The 14,127-nt window shown below is 64.8% G+C and carries 13 protein-coding genes; 11 read left to right on the top strand and 2 right to left on the bottom strand.

Annotation, left to right across the window (positions count from 1 at the left end):
* Nucleotides 1-3 precede the first annotated feature (3 nt).
* The 6 genes from VARPA_RS16510 to VARPA_RS16485 all read left to right on the top strand — a co-directional run bounded on the left by VARPA_RS16510 (nucleotide 4) and on the right by VARPA_RS16485 (nucleotide 7,236).
* Nucleotides 4-789 carry a TrmH family RNA methyltransferase gene (locus VARPA_RS16510; protein WP_013541725.1) on the top strand — a complete coding sequence of 262 codons (786 nt, stop codon included), beginning with the start codon at nucleotides 4-6 and terminating at the stop codon, nucleotides 787-789.
* A 138-nt stretch (nucleotides 790-927) separates the two neighbouring features.
* Complete coding sequence (carA, locus tag VARPA_RS16505) at nucleotides 928-2,136, top strand: glutamine-hydrolyzing carbamoyl-phosphate synthase small subunit (protein WP_013541724.1); 1,209 nt, start codon at nucleotides 928-930, stop codon at nucleotides 2,134-2,136.
* Nucleotides 2,129-5,377, top strand: coding sequence for a carbamoyl-phosphate synthase large subunit (gene carB, locus VARPA_RS16500; protein ID WP_013541723.1), 3,249 nt, complete (start codon nucleotides 2,129-2,131; stop codon nucleotides 5,375-5,377). The genes carA and carB overlap by 8 nt, the downstream gene beginning before the upstream one ends.
* Before the next feature lie 8 nt (nucleotides 5,378-5,385).
* Nucleotides 5,386-6,255, top strand: a complete 870-nt coding sequence (locus tag VARPA_RS16495) for a Kdo hydroxylase family protein (protein WP_013541722.1) — start codon at nucleotides 5,386-5,388, stop codon at nucleotides 6,253-6,255.
* 64 nt (nucleotides 6,256-6,319) lie between these two features.
* Nucleotides 6,320-6,796 (top strand): transcription elongation factor GreA, encoded by a 477-nt coding sequence (gene greA, locus VARPA_RS16490; RefSeq protein WP_013541721.1) that lies wholly within the window; start codon nucleotides 6,320-6,322, stop codon nucleotides 6,794-6,796.
* 23 nt (nucleotides 6,797-6,819) lie between these two features.
* Nucleotides 6,820-7,236, top strand: a complete 417-nt coding sequence (locus VARPA_RS16485; protein WP_013541720.1) for a DUF4149 domain-containing protein — start codon at nucleotides 6,820-6,822, stop codon at nucleotides 7,234-7,236.
* Nucleotides 7,237-7,285: 49 nt separating this feature from the next.
* Here VARPA_RS16485 and VARPA_RS16480 read toward each other — a convergent pair whose 3' ends face one another.
* Together VARPA_RS16480 and VARPA_RS16475 are read right to left on the bottom strand one after the other, a co-directional pair.
* The gene (locus VARPA_RS16480; protein ID WP_049794428.1) at nucleotides 7,286-8,005 is read right to left on the bottom strand and encodes a hypothetical protein; all 720 of its coding nucleotides are present in this window, start codon (nucleotides 8,003-8,005) and stop codon (nucleotides 7,286-7,288) included.
* A gap of 26 nt (nucleotides 8,006-8,031) precedes the next feature.
* On the bottom strand, nucleotides 8,032-8,511 hold the full coding sequence (locus tag VARPA_RS16475) for a YhbY family RNA-binding protein (RefSeq protein ID WP_013541718.1): 480 nt from the start codon (nucleotides 8,509-8,511) through the stop codon (nucleotides 8,032-8,034).
* Between the two features lie 88 nt (nucleotides 8,512-8,599).
* Between VARPA_RS16475 and VARPA_RS16470 the strand changes: the two genes are divergently transcribed.
* The 5 genes from VARPA_RS16470 (at nucleotide 8,600) to VARPA_RS16450 (ending at nucleotide 14,093) form a co-directional block, all read left to right on the top strand.
* Nucleotides 8,600-9,268 carry an RlmE family RNA methyltransferase gene (locus VARPA_RS16470; protein WP_013541717.1) on the top strand — a complete coding sequence of 223 codons (669 nt, stop codon included), beginning with the start codon at nucleotides 8,600-8,602 and terminating at the stop codon, nucleotides 9,266-9,268.
* Between the two features lie 167 nt (nucleotides 9,269-9,435).
* Nucleotides 9,436-11,352, top strand: coding sequence for an ATP-dependent zinc metalloprotease FtsH (ftsH, locus tag VARPA_RS16465; RefSeq protein WP_013541716.1), 1,917 nt, complete (start codon nucleotides 9,436-9,438; stop codon nucleotides 11,350-11,352).
* 115 nt (nucleotides 11,353-11,467) lie between these two features.
* A complete protein-coding gene (folP, locus tag VARPA_RS16460) occupies nucleotides 11,468-12,280 on the top strand; it encodes a dihydropteroate synthase (RefSeq protein ID WP_049794523.1) in 813 nt (270 codons plus the stop codon).
* Nucleotides 12,277-13,614: a phosphoglucosamine mutase gene (glmM, locus tag VARPA_RS16455; RefSeq protein WP_013541714.1), complete on the top strand. Its 1,338-nt coding sequence runs from the start codon at nucleotides 12,277-12,279 to the stop codon at nucleotides 13,612-13,614. Before folP ends, glmM begins: the two co-directional genes overlap by 4 nt.
* Nucleotides 13,611-14,093 carry a GNAT family N-acetyltransferase gene (locus VARPA_RS16450; protein ID WP_013541713.1) on the top strand — a complete coding sequence of 161 codons (483 nt, stop codon included), beginning with the start codon at nucleotides 13,611-13,613 and terminating at the stop codon, nucleotides 14,091-14,093. The genes glmM and VARPA_RS16450 overlap by 4 nt, the downstream gene beginning before the upstream one ends.
* The last annotated feature ends 34 nt before the right edge of the window (nucleotides 14,094-14,127 follow it).

Genomic DNA, 14,127 nt, shown 5'->3' with positions numbered 1-14,127 from the left:
CCGATGACCACCGAGGCCGGCGCGAGCCACATCAGCTCGCGCGACAACCCGCTGCTCAAGGACCTGCGCAAGCTTGCCCAGGATCCGGGTGCCTATCGCAAGCTGGGACGCATCTGGCTCGAAGGCGATCACCTTTGCCGGGCTGCTTTGGCGCGCGGCGTAAAGCCTGCGATCGCGGTGTTTGCCGAATCGTTCTGGCCGACTGCCCCAGCCGAATGGGGTGCGAGTGCTATCAAAACTGTAGTCGTCGCCGACGATCTGCTGCGTGGCGTCAGCGGGCTTGAATCGCCGGCGCCGATGGGCTTCGTGCTCGATCAGCCGGTGCGGCCGGAGTTGATCCCCGATGCCCCGAGCGTGGTGCTCGACCGACTACAAGACGCCGGCAATGCCGGGTCCATCCTGCGTAGCGCGGCGGCTTTTGGTTTCACCCAGGTGATCGCCCTCAAGGGCACGGCCGCGCTTTGGGCGCCGAAGGTGTTGCGCGCCGGCATGGGCGCTCATTTCGGGCTGCGGCTGATCGAAGGCGTGGAGGCCGATGCGCTCGACGCATTGAAGATTCCGCTTGTCGCTACCAGTTCGCACCGTGGGGAATGGCTCCACCAAGCCCGACTGCCCCACCCCTGCGCCTGGCTGATGGGCCACGAAGGGCAGGGCGTTTCCGCCGCATTGGAAGCCCGCGCGACGCACCATATCCGCATCGCACAGCCCGGCGGCGAGGAATCGCTGAACGTGGCCGCCGCCGCCGCGATCTGCCTGCACGCAAGCGGAGCGGCCCTTCAGGCCGGATAAGCCCTCAGTCCGGGCTACAATCGGGGGCTTACTCGCAATAGCGTCGCCCGGCCGCCTTTAACGCCAAAATCCCCTTGAAGCAAGTCCGCAGGCAACGCGCCTGGGGCTCCGGGCGACCGTAACCATCCGGAGAACCCAGTGCTTTTGTCTCTCAAGGGAAATTTCCCGCCCGCCATCCTGGCGCTCGCAGACGGCACGGTCTTTCAAGGCAATTCGATCGGAGCCGCCGGCTCCACGACCGGTGAAGTGGTGTTCAACACCGCCATGACCGGTTACCAGGAAATCCTCACCGACCCGAGCTACTGCCAGCAGATCGTCACCTTGACGTATCCGCACATCGGCAACTACGGCGTCAACGGGGAAGACATCGAAGCCGACAAGATCCATGCCGCGGGCCTGATCATCAAGGACCTGCCCCTCGTCGCCTCCAACTTCCGCCAGACCGCCACGCTGAGCGAATATCTCGTGGCCGGCAAGACGGTCGCGATCGCGAACATCGACACCCGCAAGCTCACGCGGCACCTGCGCACCCATGGCGCGCAGAACGGCTGCATCCTGGGCTTGGCCGAAGGAGAAGCGGTGACGCAGGCGCTGATCGACAAGGCCATCGCCGCCGCCAAGGGCGCGCCGAGCATGGCGGGTCTGGACCTCGCCAAGGTTGTATCGGTCACCGAGACCTACGAGTGGACCGAGACCGAGTGGAAGCTCGTGAACCTGAACGGCAAGCCGGGCTACGGCGTGCAGATCACGCCCAAGTTCCACGTTGTCGCCTTCGACTACGGCGTCAAGAAGAACATCCTGCGCATGATCGCGCAGCGCGGCGCGCGCATCACCGTGGTGCCGGCACAGACGCCCGCAGCCGACGTGCTCAAGCTCAAGCCCGACGGCATCTTCCTGGCCAACGGCCCCGGCGACCCGGAGCCTTGCGACTACGCCATCAGCGCCGTCAAGGAGCTGATCGAGACCGGCATTCCCACCTTCGGCATTTGCCTCGGCCACCAGATCATGGCGCTCGCCTCGGGCGCCAAGACCTTCAAGATGAAGTTCGGCCACCACGGCGCGAATCATCCGGTGAAGGACCTGGACAACGGCCGCGTGAGCATCACCAGCCAGAACCACGGTTTCGCAGTCGACGAGAAGTCGCTGCCGGCCAACCTGCGTCCCACCCACATCAGCCTGTTCGACAACACGCTTCAGGGCCTGGCACGCACCGACAAGCCGGCGTTCTGCTTCCAGGGCCACCCGGAAGCCTCGCCCGGCCCGCACGACATCGGCTATTTGTTCGACCGCTTCACGGCACTCATGGAAAAGAACAAGACAGAAAAGACGGAGAGCAAGAATGCCTAAGCGCACAGACCTCAAATCGATCCTCATCATCGGCGCCGGCCCGATCATCATCGGCCAGGCCTGCGAGTTCGACTACTCCGGCGTGCAGGCCTGCAAGGCGCTGCGCGAAGAGGGCTACAAGGTCATCCTGATCAACAGCAACCCCGCGACGATCATGACCGACCCGGCCACCGCCGACGTCACCTACATCGAGCCGATCACCTGGCAGACGGTTGAGAAGATCATCGCCAAGGAACGCCCCGACGCGATCCTGCCGACCATGGGCGGCCAGACCGCGCTGAACTGCGCGCTCGACCTGTGGCGCAACGGCGTGCTCGACAAGTACACGGGCGCGTCCACCCACAAGCCGGTCGAGCTCATCGGCGCCACGCCCGAAGCCATCGACAAGGCCGAAGACCGCTTGAAGTTCAAGGACGCGATGACCAAGATCGGTCTCGGTTCGGCCCGCTCGGGCATCGCGCACACGATGGACGAAGCCTGGGCCGTGCAGAAGACGCTGGGCTTTCCGACCGTGATCCGCCCCAGCTTCACGCTCGGCGGCACGGGCGGCGGCATCGCCTACAACCCCGACGAATTCGAGACCATCTGCAAGCGCGGCATCGAAGCCTCGCCCACCAACGAGCTGCTGATCGAAGAATCGCTGCTCGGCTGGAAAGAGTACGAGATGGAGGTCGTGCGCGACAAGGCCGACAACTGCATCATCGTCTGCTCGATCGAGAACCTCGACCCGATGGGCGTGCACACCGGCGACTCGATCACCGTGGCCCCCGCGCAGACGCTCTCCGACAAGGAATACCAGATCCTGCGCAACGCCTCACTGGCCGTGCTGCGTGAGATCGGCGTCGATACCGGCGGCTCGAACGTGCAGTTCTCCATCAATCCGAAGGACGGCCGCATGGTCGTCATCGAGATGAACCCGCGGGTCTCGCGTTCTTCGGCGCTGGCCTCCAAGGCCACGGGCTTCCCGATCGCCAAGGTCGCAGCCAAGCTGGCCGTGGGCTACACGCTCGACGAACTGCGCAACGAGATCACCGGCGGCGCGACGCCCGCGTCGTTCGAACCGTCGATCGATTACGTGGTCACCAAGATTCCGCGCTTCGCGTTCGAGAAATTTCCGCAGGCTGATTCGCGTCTCACGACGCAGATGAAGTCGGTGGGCGAGGTGATGGCCATGGGCCGCACCTTCCAGGAATCGTTCCAGAAGGCCCTGCGCGGCCTCGAAGTGGGCGTCGATGGCCTGAACGAGAAGACGCAGGACCGCGAAGTGCTCGAAAAGGAATTGGGCGAGCCCGGTCCCGAGCGCATCTGGTACGTGGGCGATGCCTTCGCCATGGGCCTGAGCGTGGATGAAGTGTTCGCGCTGACCAAGATCGACCCGTGGTTCCTGGTGCAGATCGAGGAGATCGTGAAGATCGAACTCGAGCTGGAAACCAAGTCGCTGGACGACATCGACAAGGACACGCTGCTCGCGCTCAAGAAGAAGGGCTTCTCCGATCGGCGCCTGGCCAAGCAACTGAAGACCACTGACACGGCTATCCGCGAGAAGCGCCGGGCTCTCGGTGTACGCCCGGTCTACAAGCGCGTGGACACCTGCGCGGCCGAGTTCGCGACCAACACGGCCTACATGTATTCGACCTATGAAGACGAGTGCGAAGCCGACCCCACGGACAAGAAGAAGATCATGGTGCTCGGCGGCGGTCCCAACCGCATCGGCCAGGGCATCGAGTTCGACTACTGCTGCGTGCACGCCGCGCTCGCGATGCGCGAGGACGGCTACGAGACCATCATGGTCAACTGCAATCCCGAGACCGTGTCGACCGACTACGACACCTCCGACCGCCTGTACTTCGAGCCGCTCACGCTCGAAGACGTGCTGGAGATCGTCGACAAGGAAAAGCCGCTCGGCGTGATCGTGCAGTACGGCGGCCAGACGCCGTTGAAGCTCGCGCTGGACCTCGAAGCCAACGGCGTGCCGATCATCGGCACCTCGCCCGACATGATCGACGCGGCCGAAGACCGCGAGCGCTTTCAGAAGCTGCTGCACGAGCTGGGCCTGCGCCAGCCGCCGAACGCCACCGCGCGCACCGAACCTGAAGCGCTCGAAAAGGCTGCGGCCCTCAGTTATCCGCTGGTGGTGCGTCCGAGCTATGTGCTCGGTGGCCGCGCGATGGAAATCGTGCACGAGCAGCGCGACCTCGAGCGCTACATGCGTGAAGCGGTCAAGGTGAGCAACGACTCGCCGGTGCTGCTCGACCGCTTCCTGAACGACGCCGTCGAGTGCGACGTCGACTGCATCCGCGACGCCGAAGGCGGCACGCTGATCGGCGGCGTGATGGAGCACATCGAACAGGCCGGCGTGCACTCGGGCGACTCCGCCTGCTCGCTGCCGCCCTACAGCCTGAGCGCCGAAACGATCGCCGAGCTCAAGCGCCAGAGCGCTGCCATGGCGGCGGCACTGAACGTGGTCGGCCTCATGAACGTGCAGTTCGCAATCCAGCAGAAGGATGGCAAGGACGTCATCTACGTGCTCGAAGTGAACCCGCGTGCGTCGCGCACCGTGCCTTACGTGAGCAAGGCCACCGGCATCCAGCTCGCCAAGGTGGCCGCACGCTGCATGGCCGGCCAGTCGCTCGCATCGCAGGGCGTGACCAAGGAAGTGACGCCGCCGTACTTCAGCGTGAAGGAAGCCGTGTTCCCGTTCGTCAAGTTCCCGGGCGTGGACACCATCCTCGGCCCCGAGATGAAGTCGACCGGTGAAGTGATGGGCGTGGGCAAGACCTTCGGCGAAGCCTTCGTGAAGTCGCAGATCGGTGCCGGCACGCACCTGCCGAAGTCGGGCAAGGTCTTCATCTCGGTGAAGAACAACGACAAGGCGCGTGCCGTGGAAGTGGCGCGCGGCTTGGCGAAGCTGGGCTTCGAATTGATCGCGACCAAGGGCACGGCCGCCGCCATCGCCACCGCGGGCATCGAATGCGCGACGGTGAACAAGGTGACCGAAGGCCGCCCGCACATCGTGGACATGATCAAGAACAACGAGATTGCGCTGGTCATCAACACGGTGGAAGAGCGCCGCAACGCGATCACCGATTCGCGGCAGATCCGCACCTCGGCGCTGCTGGCTCGCGTGACCACCTTCACCACGATCTTCGGCGCCGAAGCCGCGGTCGAGGGCATGGGCTTCATGGACGAGCTGGGCGTGATCTCGGTGCAGGAGATGCACGCGCAACTGGCTGCGGCCTGAGCGACATCATGGGAACGCAGCTCGTCGAACTGGACCTGACGGACTGGAATGCGGCCACGCCCAACGAGGCGTGGATCGCGGCGCTGGAAGCGGGCAAGGTGCTGTATTTCCCGCGACTGGGCTTCGAACTGCTACCCGAAGAGCGCAGCCTGCTCACGCCCAGCCTGCTGTCGCCTGATGTGCGCAACATCAGTCTCGATGCCAACGGCAAGCTCAAGGGCGCTGTCGGCGACGAGGCGGTGCAGCGCACGGCGGCGGCGATGGTGGGGCGGTTTCGCGCGCAGGCGCAGCAGCTTATTCATGGCCTGCTGCCGCACTACACGCCGGCACTGCGCCTCGCGCCCACGAGCTACCGGCCGGCGCAGGTCGAGACGCGCGTGCAGTCGTGGCGCGCGGATGACCGTCGGCTGCACGTCGATGCGTTTCCGTCGCGTCCCAACTATGGCGAGCGCATCCTGCGCGTGTTCACCAACGTGAATCCCGAAGGCGCGCCGCGCGTGTGGCGCGTAGGCGAGCCTTTCGAGGACATCGCCAGGCGTTTCCTGCCTCGGGCCAAGCCCTACGTGCGCTGGCAGGCCAAGCTGCTGCAGGCGCTGCACGTGACCAAGTCGTTCCGCAGCGAATACGACCACCTGATGCTTCAGCTGCACGACGGCATGAAGTCGGACATGGCGTACCAGGAAACCTCTCCCCAGGAGAAGGCCGAGTTCCCGCCGGGCTCGGTGTGGGTGTGCTTTTCCGACCAGACCTCGCACGCTGTGATGGCGGGCCAGTACATGCTCGAGCAGACCCTTCATCTGGCTGCTTCGAAGCAATACAATCCCGACTCGAGCCCGCTCGCCATCCTGAGCCGGCTGACCGGACGCAATCTCGTCTGATCTGTCCCCCCAATCGACCGCCGAACGGCATCGTTCGGCGGTTTCGCTTTATGGAGAACCAAACATGGCCACCATTCCAATCACCAAGCGCGGTGCCGAAAAGCTGCGCGCCGAATTGCATCAACTCAAGACCGTTGAGCGCCCCTGGGTCATCAACGCGATTTCCGAAGCCCGCGCGCAGGGCGACCTGAGCGAGAACGCCGAATACGAGGTCGCCAAGGACCGCCAGGGCTTCATCGAAGGCCGCATCCAGGAGGTCGAGGGCAAGCTTTCGGCCGCGCAGATCATCGATCCGTCCGAGCTCGACGCCGGCGGCAAGGTGGTGTTCGGCTCGACCGTGGAGCTCGAGGAAGAAGAGTCGGGCGAAGCCGTCAAGTACCAGATCGTGGGCGAAGACGAAGCCGATCTGAAGCTGGGCCTCATCAACATCTCCAGTCCGATCGCTCGCGCGCTGATCGGCAAGGAAGAGGGCGACACCGCCGAAGTGCAGGCCCCAGGTGGCCTGAAGCGCTACGAGATCGTGGCTGTTCGCTACCTCTGATCGTCCAGCCGATAGAGCCTTCGATGAAAGACCGCCTGGCCCTGCTGCTCGCCGCCTTCTGGTGGGGCAGCCTCACGACGATCGGCTTCCTCGTCGTTCCGATGCTGTTCGCCAAGCTCGGCAACCCGGCGGTCGCGGGCAATTTCGCCGGCCAGCTTTTCGGGGCGCAGAGCTGGGTTGCCATCGGGTGCGGCCTGATCCTGCTGATTCATTTCCGGAGCAAGGCCGATGAGCGCATGGATGCGGCCACGATGACCTCCATCGGTCTCGTCCTCGGCGCGCTGTTGCTGGCGCTGCTCCAGCAATACGCCGTGGCGCCGCGCATCCTGGCGCGGGACAACCTGAAGCTCTGGCACACCGTCGGCAGTGGCATGTACGTCGTGCAATGGCTGTGCACGTTGGTGCTGCTTTGGCGCATGGGCGCTCAGCCCGGTCGCTGACCTATCGCCGGTAAAGCGGCGATGGCGGCTTTCGCCGCCATCTACACACTCACTCTTTCCAGAACTCAGCGACCCAGTTCGCTGGCCGGATGTACCGGAAGGCCCGATTGCGTCGGCCCGCCAGCGCATCGGGCGGATTGCACTCGCCATGAAAAATCATGATGCGTGCGCCTTCGGGGACGAAGGGCGCTTCCCAGTAGTTCGTTGGCCAGGTCGGGATGCCGTGGTACTTGAAGCTCGGGCACCAGGCGTCGGGCCAGTAGGAGAGCTTGCCTTGCTTGTGCAGCATGGCGGACAGGTAGGTCTGCTCGTTGCGGTATTCGGCCTGGACCTTGTCCATGTTGTTCCGGAAATACGCCAGCACGTCGGCATGGGCGCCCAGCTCGAACCGGTAGACCGATGAATTCCCGGTGATCCGCCGACCGCGCCAAGGGCGGGCGTAGTCGTGAATGATCAGGAACTCGCCAGGCTGCTCGAAGAAGGCATCGAGGCTGCCCACGACGACCACGTCGACGTCCAGGAAGAGGGCGGTGCCGCGCAGGCCGTGCAGGTCGCCTTCGAGCGTAGTGAGCTTCTTCCAGGCGCCGTCGCGCTGGCCGGGGGCCAGTTGCAGGTTCAGCGGGGGGATCGGAAGGCAGGTCACCTCGGGGCGGATGCCGGTGCCGTCATCGGTCAAGCAGACGAACTTGAAGTCGCCGCTCAGGTTGCGGCGCACCATCGCGTAGAGGCGGTTGACGTATTCAGGGCCGTATTTCGTGCCCCACTTCATGCAGAGGATATGGCGTCCCACCCGGCTCAATCCGACTGGTTGCGCTTCTTGGCCGACAGCGGCCGCTTGGCCTTGGCGCGCTTGATGGTGCCGCCGGGGGTGAGGCGTTGGTTGCCGAGCACGCGCAGCGTCTTGATTTCGGGGCGCTGGCCGCCGCGCTTGCTGTACTTCAGGACCTTGACGTCGCGCGGGCCGGGCATGCGATCTTCATCGACCACTTTTTCTTTTTCGGGAATCGGGCGCCAGAGCACCAGCAGCTTGCCGATGTGCTGAATGGGGGCGGCGTTGAGCTCGTTGGCGAGTTCTTGCAGCATGGCGTCGCGGGCGAGGCGGTCGTCGGAGAAGACGCGGACCTTGATCAGGCCATGGGCCTTCAGGGCGGAGTCCGCCTCTTTTTTCACGGCAGGGGTGAGCCCGTCTCCACCGACCATGACGATCGGATCCAGGTGGTGAGCTTCGGCGCGGTGCACCTTGCGCTCGGCAGGGGTAAGTTGAATGGCGGGCATCCCCGTATTATCGAGGGTAGAAAGCACCTCCTGAGCCGCCGGGCTGTTCCCAAGGCGAATACCGCAGTGCGGAGCACGGAGGTTCCCAATGAGCACCAAAGCAAAAAGCAAAAAAGTCAACAAAGCCTGGCTTCACGATCACATCAATGATCCGTACGTGAAATTGGCCACGCGAGAGGGGTATCGCGCACGCGCCGCCTACAAGCTCAAAGAGATCGACGAATCGCTGGGATTGGTCAAACCGGGCCAACTGGTGGTCGACCTGGGCTCCACGCCCGGGGCCTGGAGCCAGTACCTGCGGCGGCGCATGTCGCCCGAGGGCGCCGCGATCGGCACGCTGAACGGCACCATCATTGCGCTCGACATGCTGGCCATGGAGCCCATCGAAGGCGTCACTTTCATCCAGGGAGACTTCCGCGAGGTGGAGCTGCTGGAGCAGGTGCTGGGTGTGCTGGCTGGCCGCAAGGCCGACCTGGTGGTCTCGGACATGGCGCCCAACATTTCGGGCATCCATTCGGCCGATGGCGCCCGCATTGCGCATCTGATCGAGCTTGCCGTCGACTTCGCGCAGCACCACCTGAAGCCCGAAGGCGCTCTGGTGGCCAAGCTTTTCCACGGAGGCGGCTATGACGAATCGGTCAAGCTGTTCAAGGCCAGTTTCCGTACCGTCAAGCCGTTCAAGCCCAAGGCTTCGCGGGATAAATCTGCCGAGACTTTCCTGGTTGGGATGGGCTTGAAGGCCCTGGATACGCCTTGATACCTTGCCGCTGCGGGTGGTCAGGGGGCGCAAACCCTTGTCAGGCTATGGCTGCTTTAGGGAAATGCCCGCTTTTCGCAGCTTGAAAAGCCTAAAATGGGGCGCAATTGCGTACCCATAGCGCGTTTTTTCACATCCTCGTCACGCGCTTTCGACTGGAGCTTCGTTTGAACAATCAGTGGTTTTCCAAAGTTGCCGTATGGCTCGTCATTGCCATGGTGTTGTTCACTGTGTTCAAGCAGTTCGACACCCGCGGCGGCGTCGGCTCTGGCGCAGTGAGTTACTCCGAGTTTCTCGACCAGGTTCGCGGCAACCAGATCAAGAGCGCCGTCATCCCTGAAGGTGCCGGCGGTGGCGAAATCGTCGCAGTCACCAACGACGATCGCAAGATCCGCACGACCGCCACGGTCCTCGACCGCGGCCTCGTGGGCGACCTGATCGACCACAACGTCAAGTTCGACGTCAAGCCGCGCGAAGAGGGCTCGCTCCTCATGACGCTCCTGGTGAGTTGGGGCCCGATGCTCCTGCTGATCGGCGTCTGGATCTACTTCATGCGACAGATGCAGGGCGGCGGCAAGGGCGGGGCGTTCAGCTTCGGCAAGAGCAAGGCCCGCATGATGGACGAGAACAACAACACGGTCACCTTCGCCGACGTCGCAGGCTGCGATGAGGCCAAGGAAGAAGTCCGCGAAGTCGTCGACTTCCTCAAAGACCCGCAGCGCTTCCAGAAACTCGGCGGCCGCATTCCGCGCGGTCTGCTGCTGGTTGGCCCTCCCGGCACCGGCAAGACCCTCCTGGCCAAGTCGATCGCCGGCGAAGCCAAGGTCCCTTTCTTCTCGATCTCCGGCTCCGACTTCGTTGAAATGTTCGTCGGCGTGGGCGCTGCCCGTGTCCGCGACATGTTCGAGAACGCCAAGAAGAATGCCCCCTGCATCATCTTCATCGACGAAATCGATGCGGTGGGTCGTCAACGCGGCGCCGGCCTCGGCGGCGGCAACGACGAGCGCGAACAAACCCTGAACCAGATGCTGGTCGAGATGGACGGCTTCGAAACCAACCTCGGGGTGATCGTGGTGGCTGCCACCAACCGCCCGGACATCCTGGACGCCGCGCTGCTGCGCCCGGGTCGTTTCGACCGCCAGGTGTACGTGACGCTGCCCGACATTCGCGGCCGCGAACAGATCCTCGGCGTGCACATGCGCAAGGTTCCGCTGGGCCAGGATGTAAACCCGAGCGTCATCGCCCGCGGTACGCCCGGCATGTCCGGCGCCGACCTGGCCAACCTCTGCAATGAAGCCGCTCTCATGGCCGCTCGCCGCAATGCGCGCGTCGTCGAGATGCAGGACTTCGAGAAGGCCAAGGACAAGATCTTCATGGGCCCCGAGCGCAAGAGCATGGTCATGCCCGAGGAAGAGCGCCGCAACACGGCCTACCACGAGTCCGGCCACGCCCTCATCGGCAAGCTGCTGCCCAAGTGCGACCCGGTCCACAAGGTCACGATCATTCCGCGTGGCCGCGCCCTGGGCGTGACCATGAGCCTGCCGGCGCAAGACCGCTACAGCTACGACCGCGAATACATGCTGAACCAGATCAGCATGCTGTTCGGTGGCCGCATCGCTGAAGAAGTCTTCATGCACCAGATGACGACGGGTGCCAGCAACGACTTCGAGCGTGCGACCTCCATTGCCCGCGACATGGTCACGCGCTACGGCATGACCGATGCGCTGGGCCCGATGGTCTATGCCGAAAACGAAGGCGAAGTGTTCCTCGGCCGCTCGGTCACCAAGACCACGAACATGAGCGAGCAGACCATGGAAAAGGTCGACGGCGAAGTGCGCCGCATCATCGACGAGCAGTACGCCCTTGCGCGCCACTTGATCGAAGAGAACAGCGACAAGATGCACGCGATGGCGAAGGCGTTGCTCGAATGGGAAACCATCGATTCCGAGCAGCTCGACGACATCATGGCCGGCCGTGCACCGCGTCCGCCCAAGGACTGGACGCCGCGAACCCCTCCTTCGGGCAGCGGCGGTAGCGGCGGCACGCCGGCGGTCAACACTGACCCGGCGCCGACCGCCGCTTGAGGTGGGCTTGAAATCAAGCAACAACGGGGCCTCTGGCCCCGTTTTCCATGGTGAGCCGGGCGGCTCGGTCTGGCAGACCTCGCGTTTCAGGATCGACCTCGCGCAGCCGCGCGTCATGGGCATCGTCAACGTCACGCCCGATTCCTTCTCCGATGGCGGCGCGCACGCGTCCACCGACACCGCGCTGCGGCACTGCGAGCAGTTGTTGAAGGAGGGCGCGGACATCCTGGACATCGGCGGGGAATCCACCCGCCCGGGCAGCCCGGCCGTTCCGCTCGACGCCGAACTGGCGCGCGTGCTGCCGGTTGTGCGCGAGGCGGTGAAGCTGAACGTGCCGCTCTCCATCGACACCTACAAGCCCGAGGTCATGCGCGCTGTGCTCGACCTGGGCGCGGACATCGTCAACGACATCTGGGCGCTGCGCCAGCCGGGTGCGCGTGAAGCCGTGGCGGCGCATCCGTCGTGCGGCATCTGCCTGATGCACATGCACCGCGATCCGCAGACCATGCAGGTCGTGCCGATGCAGGGCGACGTGATCCCCGAGGTGCTGTCGTTCTGGGCCGCGCAGCTGGCGCAACTCCACGCGCTGCAGATCGATCCGTCGCGCATCACGCTCGACCCGGGCGTTGGCTTCGGGAAAACCGTGACGCAGAATTTCGCCCTGCTGGGCCGGCAGCGCGAATTGCTCGGTGCCGGCTACCCGCTGCTCCTGGGCTGGTCGCGCAAGTCGTCGATCGGCACCGCCACTGGCATCGAGGCGGCGGGCGAGCGCATCGTGCCCAGCGTCGCGGCCGCGGTGCTGGCCGTGGACCGCGGCGCCGCCATCGTGCGCGTGCACGATGTGCGCGACACAGTGGCCGCCCTCGCGGTGTGGCGCGCCATGAAGGCAGCAGCACAACAAAGACAAACAAAAGAGGAACTCGCATGACCCGCAAATATTTCGGCACCGACGGCATCCGCGGCACCGTTGGCCAGGCACCCATCACACCCGACTTCGTGTTGCGTCTCGCGCACGCCGTGGGCCGTGTGCTCAAGAAAACCGAAGCCCGCCCCCGTGTGCTGATCGGCAAGGACACCCGCATTTCGGGCTACATGCTCGAATCGGCACTTGAGTCGGGCTTCAATTCGGCCGGCGTCGACGTCGTGCTGCTGGGCCCGCTGCCCACGCCCGGCGTGGCGTATCTCACGCGTGCCCAGCGCGCGAGCCTCGGCGTGGTGATCAGCGCCAGCCACAACGCCTTTCCCGACAACGGCATCAAGTTCTTCAGCGCGCAGGGCACCAAGCTCGACGATGCATGGGAGCTGGCCGTCGAGGCTGCTCTGGAAGAAGCGCCGGTCTGGGTGGATTCCGTCAACCTCGGCAAGGCCCGCCGCCTCGATGATGCGTCCGGCCGCTACATCGAGTTCTGCAAGAGCACCTTCGCCAACGACCTCACGCTGCGCGGCATGAAGCTCGTGGTCGATGCAGCGCACGGTGCGGCCTACCAGGTGGCGCCCAACGTGTTCCACGAACTGGGCGCGGAAGTGACCAGCATCGGCTGCGCGCCCGACGGGCTCAACATCAACAAGGACTTCGGCGCCACACATCCCGAGGCATTGGTCGCCACGGTGACGGCGCAGAAGGCCGACTACGGCATCGCGCTCGACGGCGATGCCGACCGCCTGCAGTTGGTCGACGCCAGCGGGCGCCTCTTCAACGGCGACGAACTGCTTTACCTGATGGTGGCCGAGCGCATCGCACGCGGCGAGAAGCCGGTGGGCGTGGTCGGCACACTCATGACCAACAAGGCGGTGGAAGTCGCGCTGCGCGGGCAGGACATTGAATTCGTGCGTGCCAAGGTCGGCGACCGCTACGTGCTCGAAGAGCTCGACAAGCGCGGCTGGCTTCTGGGCGGCGAGGGCTCGGGCCACCTGCTGGCACTCGACCGCCACACCACCGGCGACGGCATCGTGAGCGCGCTGCAGGTGCTGCAGGCGTGCGTCCGCAGCGGCAAGACGGTGGCGCAGTTGCTCGAAGGCGTCACGCTTTTCCCGCAGACGCTGATCAACGTGCGCTTGGCGCCTGGACAGAACTGGAAGGACAACCAGGCGCTGGCCAGCGAAACGCAGCGCATCGAGGCCGAACTGGGCGACGGCGGCCGCGTACTGATCCGCGCGAGCGGCACCGAGCCGCTGGTGCGGGTGATGGTCGAGGCGCGCGATGCCAAGCAGTCGCGCTCGTGCGCACAGCGCTTGGCAGCGACGCTGCAGCCGGCGCAATGAGCATCCGGACCTTCGTCGCGGATTACCACGACGCCGCGCAGGCCGCGGCGCTGGTCGATCTGCTCGACGCTTACGCCCGCGATCCGGCCGGTGGCGGCACGCCGCTCGACGCCGCCGTGCGCGAAGGCTTGCCTGCGGCGCTGGCAGCGCGTCCGCAGGCCTTCAGCGTGCTGGCCTTCGATGGCGACACGCCCGTAGGCCTGATCAATTGCATCGAGGGCTTTTCGACCTTTGCCTGCAAGCCGCTGGTCAACGTGCACGACGTGGTCGTGCTGCCCAGCCACCGCGGCCAGCGCGTTGCGCAGCAGATGTTCGCGCTGGTGGAGCGGGAGGCACGCAAGCGCGGCGCCTGCAAGCTCACGCTCGAAGTGCTGTCGGGCAATGTGCCGGCGCTGCGCTCGTATGAGCGCGAAGGCTTCATCGGCTACCAGCTCGATCCGGCCTTCGGGCACGCGATCTTTTTGCAGAAGAAGCTCTGAAAAGGAAAAGGGCCGGGGCGATTGGATCGCCGTC

The sequence above is a fragment of the Variovorax paradoxus EPS genome (assembly GCF_000184745.1).
GTDB lineage: Bacteria > Pseudomonadota > Gammaproteobacteria > Burkholderiales > Burkholderiaceae_C > Variovorax > Variovorax paradoxus_C.
This window is presented reverse-complemented; position numbering and strand designations above follow the sequence as displayed.

Excerpts from the sequence above, each read along its gene's own strand:
- VARPA_RS16510 (WP_013541725.1), top strand. The coding sequence starts at position 4 with ATGACCACCGAGGCCGGCGCGAGCCACATCAGCTCGCGCGACAACCCG.
- carB (WP_013541723.1), top strand. The coding sequence starts at position 2,129 with ATGCCTAAGCGCACAGACCTCAAATCGATCCTCATCATCGGCGCCGGC.
- VARPA_RS16495 (WP_013541722.1), top strand. The coding sequence starts at position 5,386 with ATGGGAACGCAGCTCGTCGAACTGGACCTGACGGACTGGAATGCGGCC.
- greA (WP_013541721.1), top strand. The coding sequence starts at position 6,320 with ATGGCCACCATTCCAATCACCAAGCGCGGTGCCGAAAAGCTGCGCGCC.
- VARPA_RS16485 (WP_013541720.1), top strand. The coding sequence starts at position 6,820 with ATGAAAGACCGCCTGGCCCTGCTGCTCGCCGCCTTCTGGTGGGGCAGC.
- VARPA_RS16480 (WP_049794428.1), bottom strand. The coding sequence starts at position 8,005 with ATGAAGTGGGGCACGAAATACGGCCCTGAATACGTCAACCGCCTCTAC.
- VARPA_RS16475 (WP_013541718.1), bottom strand. The coding sequence starts at position 8,511 with ATGCCCGCCATTCAACTTACCCCTGCCGAGCGCAAGGTGCACCGCGCC.
- VARPA_RS16470 (WP_013541717.1), top strand. The coding sequence starts at position 8,600 with ATGAGCACCAAAGCAAAAAGCAAAAAAGTCAACAAAGCCTGGCTTCAC.
- folP (WP_049794523.1), top strand. The coding sequence starts at position 11,468 with ATGGGCATCGTCAACGTCACGCCCGATTCCTTCTCCGATGGCGGCGCG.
- glmM (WP_013541714.1), top strand. The coding sequence starts at position 12,277 with ATGACCCGCAAATATTTCGGCACCGACGGCATCCGCGGCACCGTTGGC.
- VARPA_RS16450 (WP_013541713.1), top strand. The coding sequence starts at position 13,611 with ATGAGCATCCGGACCTTCGTCGCGGATTACCACGACGCCGCGCAGGCC.